10 protein-coding genes are annotated in these 14460 nt (G+C 45.4%); 2 read left to right on the top strand and 8 right to left on the bottom strand.

Annotated elements, in window-relative coordinates; translation table 11 throughout:
• Nucleotides 1-17 precede the first annotated feature (17 nt).
• Nucleotides 18-1082, top strand: a complete 1065-nt coding sequence (gene degS / locus AB6D07_RS07685; protein WP_009848967.1) for an outer membrane-stress sensor serine endopeptidase DegS — start codon at nucleotides 18-20, stop codon at nucleotides 1080-1082.
• A gap of 137 nt (nucleotides 1083-1219) precedes the next feature.
• On the opposite strand, the gene parC is transcribed toward degS, so the two are convergent.
• The 6 genes from parC to nudF form a co-directional block, all read right to left on the bottom strand.
• A complete protein-coding gene (gene parC, locus AB6D07_RS07680; protein ID WP_009848966.1) occupies nucleotides 1220-3478 on the bottom strand; it encodes a DNA topoisomerase IV subunit A in 2259 nt (752 codons plus the stop codon).
• A 3-nt stretch (nucleotides 3479-3481) separates the two neighbouring features.
• Nucleotides 3482-5362 carry a DNA topoisomerase IV subunit B gene (parE, locus tag AB6D07_RS07675; RefSeq protein ID WP_017102959.1) on the bottom strand — a complete coding sequence of 627 codons (1881 nt, stop codon included), beginning with the start codon at nucleotides 5360-5362 and terminating at the stop codon, nucleotides 3482-3484.
• Nucleotides 5363-5601: 239 nt separating this feature from the next.
• Nucleotides 5602-6207: an esterase YqiA gene (yqiA, locus tag AB6D07_RS07670; protein ID WP_017102958.1), complete on the bottom strand. Its 606-nt coding sequence runs from the start codon at nucleotides 6205-6207 to the stop codon at nucleotides 5602-5604.
• Nucleotides 6207-7031 carry a 3',5'-cyclic-AMP phosphodiesterase gene (gene cpdA / locus AB6D07_RS07665; protein WP_009848963.1) on the bottom strand — a complete coding sequence of 275 codons (825 nt, stop codon included), beginning with the start codon at nucleotides 7029-7031 and terminating at the stop codon, nucleotides 6207-6209. Before cpdA ends, yqiA begins: the two co-directional genes overlap by 1 nt.
• 59 nt (nucleotides 7032-7090) lie before the next feature.
• Nucleotides 7091-7531 (bottom strand): DUF1249 family protein, encoded by a 441-nt coding sequence (locus AB6D07_RS07660; RefSeq protein ID WP_017102957.1) that lies wholly within the window; start codon nucleotides 7529-7531, stop codon nucleotides 7091-7093.
• Nucleotides 7532-7535: 4 nt separating this feature from the next.
• Nucleotides 7536-8165, bottom strand: coding sequence for an ADP-ribose diphosphatase (nudF, locus tag AB6D07_RS07655; RefSeq protein ID WP_009848961.1), 630 nt, complete (start codon nucleotides 8163-8165; stop codon nucleotides 7536-7538).
• Nucleotides 8166-8391: 226 nt separating this feature from the next.
• On the opposite strand from nudF, the gene tolC reads away from it, so the two are divergent.
• Nucleotides 8392-9702 (top strand): outer membrane channel protein TolC, encoded by a 1311-nt coding sequence (tolC, locus tag AB6D07_RS07650; RefSeq protein WP_017102956.1) that lies wholly within the window; start codon nucleotides 8392-8394, stop codon nucleotides 9700-9702.
• 159 nt (nucleotides 9703-9861) lie between these two features.
• Here tolC and hldE read toward each other — a convergent pair whose 3' ends face one another.
• Together hldE and glnE are read right to left on the bottom strand one after the other, a co-directional pair.
• The gene (gene hldE, locus AB6D07_RS07645) at nucleotides 9862-11292 is read right to left on the bottom strand and encodes a bifunctional D-glycero-beta-D-manno-heptose-7-phosphate kinase/D-glycero-beta-D-manno-heptose 1-phosphate adenylyltransferase HldE (protein WP_009848977.1); all 1431 of its coding nucleotides are present in this window, start codon (nucleotides 11290-11292) and stop codon (nucleotides 9862-9864) included.
• Nucleotides 11293-11457: 165 nt separating this feature from the next.
• Nucleotides 11458-14307, bottom strand: coding sequence for a bifunctional [glutamate--ammonia ligase]-adenylyl-L-tyrosine phosphorylase/[glutamate--ammonia-ligase] adenylyltransferase (glnE, locus tag AB6D07_RS07640; protein ID WP_017102955.1), 2850 nt, complete (start codon nucleotides 14305-14307; stop codon nucleotides 11458-11460).
• Between the last annotated feature and the right edge of the window lie 153 nt (nucleotides 14308-14460).

Here is a 14460-nt window from a genome sequence, read left to right as displayed (position 1 = left end):
TTGTTGAAGAGGGAAACATGCTGTCCTTTCTATTTCGTTCTATTTCCCTTGGACTCGTTTCAGCGGCGCTTATTCTTCTCGCATTCCCGAGTTTAAGGCCGGCGATTGTTGCAGACGTCACGAACCCTCAAGTCGATAATATTGGCCCTCTTCAGATCTCATTTAACCAAGCGGTGCGACGAGCTGCACCCGCTGTGGTCAATATTTATAGTCGTAAATACGCAGAAAGCGATCGCAACAAGCTACTAACTCAAGGATTAGGTTCAGGGGTGATTGTTAGTGAGAAAGGCTACATCATTACCAACTTCCATGTTGTTGCTCAAGCTGACCAAATAGTCGTGGCACTTCAAGACGGACGAGTAGCGGCCGCACAACTTGTCGGCTCAGACAAACGCACCGATATTGCGATACTCCGAGTCAGCGGTGACAACTTACCTGTTATTCCACTGAACCCGAATTACAAAGCAAATGTCGGCGACGTGGTGCTGGCTATCGGTAACCCATACAACCTAGGGCAAACGACAACCTTTGGCATTATCTCTGCAACAGGTCGTTCTTCGATCAGTGCAGATGGTCACCAAGCCTTTATCCAGACTGATGCTGCAATCAATGAAGGTAACTCAGGTGGTGCACTGGTTAACTCACAAGGTGAGCTCGTCGGTATCAACACGGCTTCTTTCCAACAAGCTACCGACATGGAAACCTACGGGATCTCATTTGCAATCCCCTACTCACTTGCTAATAAAATCATGGAGAAGATCATCGCCGATGGTCGTGTCATTCGTGGTTATATTGGTATCGACGGACAAGACATCAATTCGGTGACATCACGCTTGCTCGGTACTAAGAACATCGGTGGTATTGTTGTCTTAGGCATTGACCCGAATGGTCCTGCAGCCGATGCCGGCTTTGAAGCACAAGATATCATTATCAGCATCAACAACACCCAAATTAGCGGACGACAGAGCGTAATGGACATTGTTACTGACCTTCGCCCGGGTACTATCATTGATGTTGGTGTATTGCGCAAAGGTGAAAACAAGACACTCAAGGTCACCATTACCGAAGACACACGCCTGTAGTCTTTATTTAGTTTGATTGCTAATAGCGAGTAACTCAAACCGCCAATTACAGAGACAAAAAGTATAGATACAAAAAACCCAGCTCTTAAGCTGGGTTTTCTTTTATCAATCAAAGCTAATGATAAACTCAATCAAAACTAGGCGTCACTAGGTTCATCGATATCGATGCGAGTCACACGCTGCAAACCTCTTGGGAGCAGACCACCACGACGACCACGCTCACCACGGAAGTTTTCAAGATCCGCAGGTTTCAAGCCAAGTTTACGTTTACCCGCGTAAATAGTCAGCGTTGCATTCTCTGGAATAGCCATCAGATGCGATACAAACTCTTCACGCTCTTTTGCTTTCGCAGAAGGGATGTTGATGATCTTGTTGCCTTTACCTTTGCTCAGCTGAGGTAGGTCTTTAATAGGGAACAACAACATACGGCCTTGGTTAGTAATCGCCAGAATCTGGTTACTGTCCAAGTCTGCAATAGGGCTTGGCAACATCACTTCAGAAGCTTGTGGCAAGTTAACTAACGCTTTACCGCTCTTGTTCTTAGACAGCAGATCGCTACCCTTACAAACAAAGCCATAACCAGCATCAGAACCGACTAACCATAGCTGTTCATTCTCTCCCATCACCACTTGGCGAATCGAAGAACCCGGACTGACGTTCAGGCGGCCTGTAATTGGCTCACCTTGGCTACGTGCCGACGGTAATGAATGAGATTCAAGGGAGTAGCTTCGGCCATCACTGCCAAGGAACACCGCTTGTTGGTTACTCTTACCCTTAGCACTCGCTAAGAACTTATCACCAGATTTGTAGTTCAAGCCTTCAGCATCAACTTCATGCCCTTTAGCATGACGAATCCAACCTTTCTCAGACAACACAACCGTGATTGGTTCGCTTGGTACTAAGTCGCGTTCTGTTAGCGCTTTCGCTTCAGCACGCTCAATCAGAGGTGAGCGACGATCATCGCCGTATTTATCTGCATCTGCTTGGATTTCTTTCTTGATCAACGTATTCAAGCGACGCTCTGAACCGAGTAGCTTTTCAAGCTTTTCGCGTTCAGCTTCAAGCTCTTCTTGTTCCGCTCGGATTTTAAACTCTTCTAACTTAGCTAAGTTACGAAGTTTAATATCAAGAATCGCATTGGCTTGAATTTCAGAAATGTTGAAACGGCTCATCAATACAGGACATGGTTCGTCTTCTGTACGAATGATTTCAATCACTTCATCGATATTAAGATAAGCAGCAAGCAAACCTTCTAAAATATGCAAACGTGCTAGTACTTTATCTAAACGGTACTGCAAACGACGGCGAACGGTCGTGCGACGGAACTCAATCCACTCTTTCAGAATTTGAACTAGGCCTTTAACTTGAGGACGATTGTCTAAACCAATCATGTTCAAGTTAACCCGGAAGTTTTTCTCTAGATCCGTCGAAGCGAATAGGTGACTCATCAATTGGTCACAGTCGATACGGTTTGAACGAGGAACGACAACGATGCGAGTTGGGTTCTCGTGATCCGATTCGTCACGCAAGTCGTCAACCATTGGCAGCTTCTTAGCGCGCATCTGGTTAGCAATTTGCTCAAGTAACTTCGCACCTGACACTTGATGAGGTAAAGCAGTGATAACAATATCAGAGCCTTCCTTGTGCCAAACCGCGCGCATCTTGATGCTGCCACGGCCTGTACGGTAGATCTTTTCGATGTCCGACTTCGGCGAAATAATCTCAGCCTCTGTCGGGTAATCAGGGCCTTGAATGAAACCCATCACATCTGGAAGTTCAGCTTTCGGCGTATCAATCAAGTGAATCGCTGCGTTCGCCACTTCACGGACATTGTGAGGCGGGATGTCCGTCGCCATACCTACCGCGATACCAGTAATACCGTTAAGTAAGATATGAGGTAGACGTGCTGGCAACATTTGAGGCTCTTTCATGGTGCCATCAAAGTTTGGTTGCCAATCAACGGTGCCTTGACCTAGTTCACCTAGAAGAACCTCAGCAAACTTAGATAATTTCGCTTCGGTATAACGCATCGCAGCGAACGATTTCGGGTCGTCCGGAGCACCCCAGTTACCTTGACCGTCTACCAATGGGTAGCGGTAAGAGAAAGGCTGCGCCATCAATACCATCGCTTCGTAACAAGCAGAGTCACCGTGTGGGTGATACTTACCTAATACGTCACCAACGGTACGTGCTGATTTTTTGTATTTCGATGCAGCTGATAAGCCCAGCTCAGACATCGCGTAGATAATACGACGCTGTACTGGCTTCAAGCCATCACCGATATACGGTAATGCACGATCCATGATCACGTACATTGAGTAATTTAAGTAGGCATCTTCGGTGAACTTGCGCATTGGCAGCTGTTCAACGCCATCATATGTAATTTCGTTAGACATCCATTATACCTCGGCCATATCACCGTTAGTCTGTAGCCATGTACGGCGATCATCTGCACGTTTTTTACCAAGCAGCATGTCCATCATCTCGTTGGTCGCTTCGTTGTCATCAATCGTTAATTGAACAAGACGACGAGTGTTCGGATCCATGGTGGTTTCACGTAACTGAAGTGGGTTCATTTCACCCAGACCTTTGAATCGTTGCACGTTGATCTTAGCTTTCTTCTGCGACAGTCGCTCAAGCACACCATCTTTCTCTGCATCATCAAGTGCGTAGAACACTTCTTTACCGCAATCGATACGATACAGAGGGGGCATTGCCACATAGATATGACCCGCTTCAACCAATGCATGGAAATGGCGAGTAAATAGTGCACATAGCAGTGTCGCGATATGAAGACCATCCGAGTCCGCATCGGCAAGGATACAGATCTTACCGTAACGCAGGCCTGACAAGTCATCGTTATCAGGATCGATACCCAAAGCAACCGAAATATCATGTACTTCTTGTGAAGCCAATACTTGGTCCGCTGACACTTCCCATGTATTTAGGATCTTACCGCGAAGTGGCATAACCGCTTGGAACTCACGATCACGTGCTTGTTTAGCAGAACCACCCGCCGAGTCCCCTTCCACGAAGAAGATTTCGGTACGACTTAAATCTTGAACCGAACAATCGGTTAGCTTACCCGGCAGTGCTGGGCCTGAAGCAATCTTCTTACGCACAACCTTTTTGCTTGCGCGCATGCGACGGTGAGCATTCGCAATACAAGCTTCAGCTAACTGTTCTGCCAGTTGTGGTTTTTCGTTCAACCACAAGCTAAAGGCATCTTTTACCACCCCAGACACAAACGCTGCGGTTTGACGAGAAGAAAGACGTTCTTTTGTTTGACCAGCAAATTGCGGATCTTGCATCTTCACCGATAATACGTACGAACAACGATCGAAAATATCGTCACCCGTTAACTTAACGCCACGCGGTAGAAGGTTACGAAATTCACAGAACTCACGCATTGCATCAAGCAGACCTTGTCGAAGGCCGTTTACGTGTGTACCACCTTGCTTAGTTGGTACTAAGTTCACGTAACTCTCGGTGATCATATCACCGCCTTCTGGCTGCCAAATAATCGCCCAGTTCGCCATTTCTGTTTCAGCAACGAATTCGCCGACATAAGGTTCCTCAGGCAGTAAGGTGTAACCTTTCACACCTTCTGCAAGGTAGTCTTTTAGACCATCTTCATAGAACCATTTATGTTCTTCACCGCCAACCTTGTCGACAAAGGTGATTTCTAAACCAGGGCAAAGTACAGCTTTAGCGCGCAAGTTATTGATAAGACGTAAAACAGAGAACTTAGAGCTATCGAAATATTTTGGATCTGGCCAAAAATGTACCGTCGTACCGGTATTGCGATGACCACAAGTACCTGTAACAATAAGATCCGTTACGGCATGACCACCTTCAAGGGCAATTTCATGTACCTGACCGTCACGGCGAACCGTCACTTCAACACGTTTTGACAACGCGTTCACCACCGAGATACCTACCCCGTGCAAACCACCTGAAAACTTGTAGTTATTGTTCGAGAACTTACCGCCAGAGTGGAGCTTAGTTAAAATCAGCTCAACACCTGAGATCCCTTTTTCAGGGTGGATATCAACAGGCATACCACGGCCATCATCCGTCACTTCTAACGATTGGTCAGCATGCAACACGACTTTAATCTTCTTAGCGTGTCCCGCTAGTGCTTCATCAACCGAGTTATCAATGACTTCTTGGGCAAGGTGGTTTGGTCTTTCTGTCTCGGTATACATTCCCGGGCGATGTCGCACGGGGTCGAGACCTTCAAGTACCTCGAGGTCTTTTGCATTATATTGTTCAGTCATAATACGGAGTTTACTCAAAAAGTTTGCGTCAGTTCGCTGGCTCTAGTTTGACTAAAGCGAAATCATTACTATGAACCGTCATAGTAGAGCGAACGAGCGAAGTATTGGGGAATATAGTCTGGAAGCTGAGTAATGATGTCAAGCTAGTTCAAAAACTAAGGCATCAAACTATGATATTTCACCACTGATAGATGAAATAACAGTCAAACAAGAGAAAATTACTTGATTGCTGAAACAGATTAAAGATTTAGAAAGGTGATGATTTGTTGGGGGTAGCGTTCAAAATTAACAAAGCTATGATCCCCGCCCTCTTCTACTGTCTGTACTGCACCTTGGTACTTCTCTACCGCTTGTCGGTAATCCAGAACTTCGTCTTCCGTTTGCTGAAGTAACCAGAAGTCACTCGGCTGAGCGATAGCCGGAACCTCTAACGCCTTCAGTTCATTGATATGTTTTGTTTCCAGAACATATCGCTCTCCTGTGTATGGATTTACTTGTTCACCTAAATAGTCAGCAAGAAGCTCATACGGCTTAACGGCTGGATTCACAACCACAGCTTTAAAGCCATAGTGAGTATTCAGCCATGTTGAAAGATAGCCACCCAACGAGCTACCTACCAACGCTATCTGATATTGCTCTTTATATTGCTCCACCAGTTGCTGCAAATAAATGGCCGCTTGCTGAGGAAAACTCGGCAGTTGAGGTGTCATCACCTTGATATCAGGACGATGCTCCGCGCAATAGTCAGTAATCACCGTTGCTTTGTGAGAACGTGATGAACTGTTAAAACCGTGAATATAGAGAAGCAGTGGCGGCTTAGCGGCTTGCTGTTCAGAATCAAACATCAATAACCTGCCGCTTCAAAATCAGGTAAGAATTGTCCATGAGGTAAACGGCGAACTTGCGTGCTCACAGATCCATCTTGATGCAATTCAATCTCTCTCCAACCAGGCGACAAAGTATCAACCGCAAAGTCATCTGAGTTAGGTTTGAATTGCACACAAGTCGACGGTGTTGCCATGACTTGTACACCATGATGATCTCGATTCATGTCTTGATGAACGTGACCACACAGTACCGCTTTCACATTGGTGTGCTGTTGAACCACTTCCCAAAATTGATCAGCATCTTTCAGATTATGTTGATCCAGCCATGCACTGCCAACCAACAGTGGATGGTGGTGCAGCAGAACCAAGGTATTACGTTCGGGAAATTCGGTTAGCTTTTGTTCTAGTAGATCAAGCTGTTGATCACTGAGACGTCCGTGAGGCACGCCAACCACTTGCGAGTCCAGCATCACCATCTGCCAATTATTACCTAGCAAAACATGCTCAACGCATTGTATTTGTGGTGATGGTAAAACACTGCCCATATTCGGTTTGAAGTCATGATTCCCTGGCAACCAGTAACACGGTTTATCCAAAGGTTGAATTCCTGACTCAAATTTTTGGTACGACTCAGCACTGTGATCTTGAGAAATATCACCGGTTGCTAAAATCGCTTGATAGTCAAAGCCCTGACTAACAATGGCATCGACTACAGCACGAAAGCTATCTTGAGTGTTGATGCTTAATAAGCTGCCATTGCTCGGCGCAAATAAATGCGTGTCCGTTAGCTGTACAAGCTTAATACTGCTCTCATCAAATTTTGAAGTGTGTGATAATTCCAAAATAACAAATCCAGATACGTTACTGTTTAGACTTTAAAAGTGTTTTTAAATAGGCTCAATTAAAAAGAAACTGGGGTTCGGCTGATACCTGTTTTTAAACAAAACGTTAACCATTCCCCAAGAAATTTGTTCAATTGAAATTTCTCATCCTTTTGCAGAAGTTTTGTGTTGGGATAGTCATATTTTGCTTTGACTCGCGAAAAATCCCCGCTAGCGCACACTTCTGCAACTCGAGCGTCGTGATATAGCCTGACAGACATTTTTGGCAAAGGAAACACTGGCATCGCGTCACTCTGACATATATCTATTAATGTGGTGTATTTTGTGACCTCATTCACTGTCAATTGATACACCATATTAACGGCTTGGTAACAGCGAACGTCACCAACCTCATGCTCAACCGGTAACAGAGCATTAAGTTTGGCATAGTTAGTCTCGTAAACTCGCATCAATTCAGCCAAATCGACATGATACGTTTTTTTGACTGCTATATTTGGCATGACGTTAATCTATCCACTCTGACTGTAATTCTTGGTAGTTCAATTGTAGCCACTGCAGCGCAATGATCGTGGCGCCATTTTCAAACACACCGTCTTTTACTAACTGATAAGCGGCTTCGCGACTCATCACTTGCACGCGAATATCTTCACCTTCGTAATCCAATCCGTGAACCCCTTTTGCTGTCGTGGCGTCAACACAACCAACAAAGACGTCGAGCTTTTCTGAGCAACCGCCGGATGAAGGATAATACGAAGTAATAGGCAATACAGATCCGACGTCGACCCCCGCTTCTTCCATCGCCTCACGACGAGCAACATCTTGTGGTGATTCATCGGTATCAATAATCCCCGCAACAATTTCGTATTGCCACGGGTTCTCATGCTCTAGAGCACCGACACGGATCTGTTCGACGATCACCACTTCATCACGCACAGGATCATAAGGTAGCAAAGCGGCAGCATGTCCACGCTCAAACATCTCACGCTCGATTGGTTGGCTCCAGCCGCCCTCAAACAGTCTATGTTTAAATGTGTACTTAACCATTTTGAAAAAACCACGAAACAGCGTCTCTTTTGAGACTATTTCCACATCTTGCGGAGTAAACTCATGTCGTTGATTGTCATACTGTTGCATTTGATACCTCACTAAGTGATCTTATAGTTTACTCATTGTCCGAGTTAACTACCAAGGATAAGGTTCAACTTTTAGTATAAAACTTATAATTAAAGTTAAGTTTTAAAAAATAAATATTGCACAAGTGGACAGTTAACTGTAAAAAAGTGCAAAGTTTCGAGTAAATTACCACCAAACTGGGTTAAACTCTTTTAAAGAAAATTCCATTAAAGGCAGGAATAGGAAAATGAAAAAACTGCTTCCACTATTTATCAGTGCAGCAATTGGCAGCCTGAGTTCGTCAGCTTTCGCTGATACGCTAGCTGAGGTTTACGACCAAGCAAAACAGAACGATCCTCAACTTCTTCGTTCAGCAGCGAAGCGCGATGCCGCTTTTGAAGCAGTAACGTCAAACCGTAGTGACTTGCTACCACAAATTGACTTGAGAGCTAACTACGACATCAACCGTGGTGAGCGAAGTGATGTAAATAATGACAGCAATCAATGGGGAGCTGGAATTTACTTTTCTCAGGAGCTGTACAAGCGCTCTTCTTGGATCACGCTAGATACAGCAGAGAAAAAAGCTCGCCAAGCTGATTCTTCATACGCAGCAGAGCAACAAGCTTTGATCCTTCGTGTTGCTACCGCTTACTTCGAAGTACTTCGTGCTCAAGATAGCCTAGAGTTTGTTCGTGCTGAAAAAGCCGCAGTTGCTCGTCAACTGGAACAAACTAAGCAGCGCTTTGAAGTTGGCCTTTCAGCAATCACCGATGTGCATGATGCGCAAGCTCAGTACGATGGTGTTTTGGCTGATGAAGTTTTAGCAGAGAACACTCTGATTAATAACTACGAAGGTCTACGTGAAATCACAGGTCAAGAGCACTCTAACCTAAACATCTTAGATACAGACCGCTTCTCAGCAAGCAAGTCTTCTGAATCTGCTGTTGCACTGGTTGAGCAAGCTCAAGAGAAAAATCTGAAGCTATTGGCATCACGTATTGATCAAGACATCGCTAAAGATAACATCACGCTAGCAAGCTCAGGTCATCTACCTAGCCTAACGTTGGACGGTAGCTACTCTCTTGCCGATCAATCAAGCAGCCCTAGTGATTACGACCAAGATAACCTAAACGTCGGCTTAAATTTAGTTGTGCCTCTATACACAGGTGGTAGTACAACTTCTTTGACTAAACAGGCTGAATACAACTACGTTGCAGCAAGTGAAGACCTAGAGGCAACTTACCGTAGCGTTGTGAAAGACGTTCGTGCATTCAACAACAACATCAGTGCCTCAATTGGTGCGCTACGCGCTTACGAACAGTCTGTTGTTTCTGCTCAGTCGGCTCTAGAAGCTACAGAAGCAGGTTTTGATGTAGGTACTCGTACTATCGTTGACGTACTAGATTCAACTCGTCGTCTATACGATGCCAACAAGAACCTTTCAGATGCTCGTTACAACTACATCCTAAGTGTACTTCAGCTTCGTCAAGCTGTTGGCACGCTAAGCGAACAAGACATTGTTGATGTAAACGCAGGTCTAAAAGTCGCAAGTAAGTAATGCTTAAATCCTAGTTAAATACTCTAACCAGAGTCTTTAATAAAGTGACTAGATTACCGCTACAAAAATGCCGCTCAATGAGCGGCATTTTTATTATCTGTTGATCTCAGCTTAACCCAAAGGTTAAGCCTTGAGACGAGAAAGCTAGAAGACTAAGAGTTAGCCTCGACCACCTTTAATCGCTTTAATGATTTCAGTCGTAGAGCAACCATCTTCAAAGTTAAGTACTTTAACTTCACCGCCAGCCGCAATCACTTCTGCACCACCAGCAATCTCTTCAGGTTTGTAATCACCACCTTTCACAAGAATGCTTGGAAGAACTTCAGAGATCAAACGTTGCGGTGTATCTTCAGAAAACGGAACAACCCAATCAACCGCACCTAAACCAGCCAGTACCGCCATACGACGATCGGTTGGGTTCACAGGACGACCGGGGCCTTTTAAGCGTTTCACTGATTCATCCGTATTCACAGCAACGATCAAACGATCACCCAACTCAGCAGCATGGTTCATGTAAGAGACATGTCCCGCATGCAGAATATCAAAGCAGCCATTAGTCATAACGACTTTCTCGCCTTTCGCACGAGCACGTTTCACCGCTTCAACTAGGGCAGCTTCAGAGATCACACCGTAGTCAGTATCTTGGCTACCATGAATCGCTTCCGCTAACTCAATCGTAGACAACGTCGATGTACCTAGCTTGCCGACTACCACGCCAGCTGCAGCATTTGCTAATGCACACGCCTCATCAAGTGGCTTACCTGCAGCAACTGAAGCTGCTAATACTGAAATAACCGTATCACCAGCACCAGTAACGTCATACACTTCTTTCGCTTGGGTCGGTAAGTGGAATGGTTCTACGCCTTTGCGGAGCAATGTCATGCCATGCTCACTACGAGTCACTAACAAGGCTTCAAAATCAAACTCTTCGATTAACGCGAGCCCTTTTTCGATCATTTCATCTTCAGACTTAACCTTTCCGGCAACCAGCTCAAACTCCGCCATGTTTGGCGTAAGTAATGTCGCACCACGGTAGCGTTCAAAATCTGCACCTTTAGGATCGATAAACACCGGAACGTTCGCTGCGCGCGCTTTTTGAATAAAGCTCTGCACATGCTCCAAAGCACCTTTCGCATAATCAGATAAGATTACCGAGCGTACATTAGGCAGTGCTTGCTCCATGCGAGATAAAACAAGCTCAGGATCCGTGTTCTCAAATTTGTCTTCAAAATCAAGACGAATCAACTGCTGTCCACGGCTCATGACACGCAATTTTGTGATGGTCGGGTAATCGTCCAACTCAACAAAATCACACTTAACCTTTAATGCACCCAAGGTATTTTTCAACACCTCAGCTGGCTCATCTTTTCCAGTCAAACCAACGATATGAGCATGACCACCAAGAGAGGCAATATTCATTGCTACGTTGGCAGCACCACCAGGGCGCTCTTCGTTATTTTCTACTTTAACAACGGGCACAGGTGCTTCTGGTGAAATACGGCCAGTAGGGCCATACCAGTAACGGTCAAGCATTACATCACCGACAACAAGAACGCCTGATTGGCTGTAGTCAGGTAGAATTGGTTTCATTGTGGATCTCCAAAAATCGAATCTGGCTAGAGTCTAGCACACTGATTACAGTGGCTAAACCATAGAAAAATGAGTGAAAGCCTAACTCGATAGATACTCTAGTAGCTAAGAAGTCGATAAGCGATCACTAAATGATAATGACGTAACCGTTAAGAAATAGTTCCGTTACGCTTCCATCCATTGCTTCCATGCTTGAACAACATGTTCCCTTTCCATTTTAAATTTATCAATCGCCACGTCCGCATCAAGGTTGAGTAGGTTGCGGTGATGGATTTCATCTCTTAATGCTGTATAGGCACTAGTTAATGCCATGCCTTGCTGTTCGTCCATAATTCCTTGTGACAACAGACTTTCAAAGATTCGTACATTGTCACACCAACGAGTCAACTTAGGTTTTTCATTACTGTATCGAAGTACTAAATATTGCGCCAAAAACTCAATATCGGTGATACCACCCGCATCTTGTTTCAGCATGAATCGATCGGTTTTTTTTCCACCGAGGTGCCCACGCATTTTTTCACGCATATCGACCACAGATTTTTTAAGTACAGCTTCATCTCGAGTCAAACACAAAATCTCATGGCGAGTCTTGTTAAATGCCGAAGCCAATAAGTCATCACCATAAATCATACGAGCGCGAGTCAAAGCTTGGTGCTCCCAAGTCCACGCATCATTGTGCTGATACTCGTCAAAAGCATCGGTTGGACTCACTAATAGACCAGAGACACCTGAAGGGCGCAAGCGAGTGTCGACCTCGTACAAAATACCAGAAGCAGTTCTGGTCGAGAAAATATGAATAATGCGCTGCGCCAATCTCAGATAAAATTGGCGTCCGTCGATCTCTTTTTTACCATCAGTATAGATGTGTACCGGGCAATCGTGCATGAATACGATATCGAGATCGGAGTTATAACCAAGCTCCCAACCGCCGACTTTGCCGTAACCAACCACGGCGAAGCCACGGCCTTCACGATCTTTAACGTGGGTAGGCTCCCCAAACTTGGCTGTCACTTGTAACCAAGCTTGATTAATGCCGGCCTCAACAATCGCTTCTGCTAAATAGGTTAGATGGTCGCTTACCTTCATAACAGGCAAAACGCCCGCAATATCAGCGGCTGCAATTCTCAAGATACAAGTCTGCTTAAACTGACGCAGCCCCTCCATCTGTTGTTCCATGTCATCTTCAGGAATACGGGCTAGATAATCACGTAACTCGGTCTTGTAAGACTCTAAAGGCACGGGATTATAGAGTTGCTGCGGATCAATAAGTTCATCTAGCAGAATTGGGTAACGACCCAACTGCTCCGAGATCATCGGGCTCGCTGTACATAAGCGAACGAGTTGAGTGAGGGCCGCTGGGTGCTCATCCAATAGCTCAAGATACGTGGTGCGCGTAACGATTTTTTGCAACAGATGCAGCACTCGAGACAAACCAAATTCAGCATCCTTGGCGGTGTAGAGCGCTTGAAACACTTTGGGCATTAATCGATTGAGTACTTCACGTCCACGAGGGCCAAGGGTTTTCTTAGCCAAATCAGCTTTGAATTGGATAATGGTTTTCGCCGCTTGCTGCGGGTTAGCAATCGCGATGTCATGCTCTAGAACCTGCTCAATCACATCTTGCTTATGAGCCATATCCCACAACTCACTAAAGTGACTCGCGATTGGGTTAGCATCATCTTCATCAACCCCAATTAGGTCTTCGAATACGGTGTGGACATTCGCCATATGAACACGGGTCGCATCAATCAAACCATCCCAATCTGCAAACTGCATGGCGACAGCAAGTTGCAATTGTTCGAAATCGCCATCAGGTAAGGTTTGAGTTTGCTTGTCAGCCATCGCTTGTAATAGGTTCTCAAGGCGGCGTAAAAACAGGTATGCCTCACGCAAGTGACCGACTTCTTCTGCTTCTAATAAATGAAGAGATTCAATCGCACTTAACGTCTCCAACAAACCTCGACCACGAAGGCTCGGTTCACGTCCACCACGAATCAGTTGAAAGACTTGAGCAATAAACTCGACTTCACGAATACCACCAGAGCCAAGCTTAATGTTGTTTGATAAGCCACGACGTCGCACTTCGCTACTGATCATCGACTTCATTCGACGCAAAGATTGAATGGCACTGAAATCAATGTAACGACGAAAAACAAACGGACGCAGCATCTGGCGGAGCTCTTGATACTCAGGATACATTTCGCTGCCCATCACACGCGCCTTAACCATTGCGTAGCGTTCCCAGTCACGGCCTTGTTCTTGGTAGTAATCTTCAAGAGCAGCATAGCTCATGACCAAAGGGCCGCTCTCCCCGAATGGACGCAAGCGCATGTCGACTCGATAACAGAATCCGTCAAAGGTTTGCTGATCAAGCGCCTTGATAATACGTTGCCCCAAACGCGTGAAGAACTGCGCGTTGGCGATACTTCTTCTTGCACCTTGGGTTTCACCATTCTCAGGGTAAGTAAAAATTAGATCGATATCGGAAGAGAAATTCAACTCACCGCCACCTAACTTGCCCATACCTATGATCAACATCGGCTGCGCTTCACCTTCCTCGTTACAAGGTGTGCCCCACTCTTTACAACAAATATCGTACTGCCATTGATAGGTCTCGAAAATCATCGCCTCTGCTAGCATCGACAAATGATTTAAGCTCTGTTCTAGATCCCATGAGCCCATAAAGTCACGCCAAGCAATGTAGGTCATCTCTCGATTACGGAATTGACGCAGCACACGTTGACCGCTCATTTCATCAACACAACCAGCAAGTAACTCGGCCAAACGCTTACGATACCCTTCCGCACGCTCTTGGCATCTCAGCATCTCTGGCAAGGTGCTGGATAAAATCGAGTCACGCTGTAAACAATCACCAACAAAACAGCTCAAGCCTAATACACGCTTGAGCTCGGCAATCAGTGACTCAGGCCAAGTGTTAATGGCGTCACTTTGATGCTCTAATAATTGCTCAAAAGCAGACTGGGAATGAGTGACGAGTAGAGAAGGCAATGGCATGTTTCTTCCTTGTGTAAGCTGCGCACCGAACAATTGGCTTGTCGGTTCAGTTCTTCAATAACGAGTTCTAAAAACTAATGATTAGTTATACCAAAGTTCTGCCAATAAAAAACGCCCACATTAGCAATGTGGGCGTTTTATCAGTGAACTTAT

It is taken from the genome of Vibrio sp. 10N.239.312.C11, assembly GCF_041466065.1.
GTDB classification, from domain to species: domain Bacteria; phylum Pseudomonadota; class Gammaproteobacteria; order Enterobacterales; family Vibrionaceae; genus Vibrio; species Vibrio tasmaniensis_A.
The sequence above is the reverse complement of the archived record's forward strand: the minus strand, read 5'-3'. Positions and strand labels throughout refer to the sequence as shown.

Coding starts and splice junctions, on each gene's coding strand:
- nudF (WP_009848961.1), bottom strand. CDS start 8,165: ATGCAACAGTATGACAATCAACGACATGAGTTTACTCCGCAAGATGTG.
- degS (WP_009848967.1), top strand. CDS start 18: ATGCTGTCCTTTCTATTTCGTTCTATTTCCCTTGGACTCGTTTCAGCG.
- hldE (WP_009848977.1), bottom strand. CDS start 11,292: ATGAAACCAATTCTACCTGACTACAGCCAATCAGGCGTTCTTGTTGTC.
- yqiA (WP_017102958.1), bottom strand. CDS start 6,207: ATGTTTGATTCTGAACAGCAAGCCGCTAAGCCGCCACTGCTTCTCTAT.
- parC (WP_009848966.1), bottom strand. CDS start 3,478: ATGTCTAACGAAATTACATATGATGGCGTTGAACAGCTGCCAATGCGC.
- tolC (WP_017102956.1), top strand. CDS start 8,392: ATGAAAAAACTGCTTCCACTATTTATCAGTGCAGCAATTGGCAGCCTG.
- AB6D07_RS07660 (WP_017102957.1), bottom strand. CDS start 7,531: ATGCCAAATATAGCAGTCAAAAAAACGTATCATGTCGATTTGGCTGAA.
- parE (WP_017102959.1), bottom strand. CDS start 5,362: ATGACTGAACAATATAATGCAAAAGACCTCGAGGTACTTGAAGGTCTC.
- glnE (WP_017102955.1), bottom strand. CDS start 14,307: ATGCCATTGCCTTCTCTACTCGTCACTCATTCCCAGTCTGCTTTTGAG.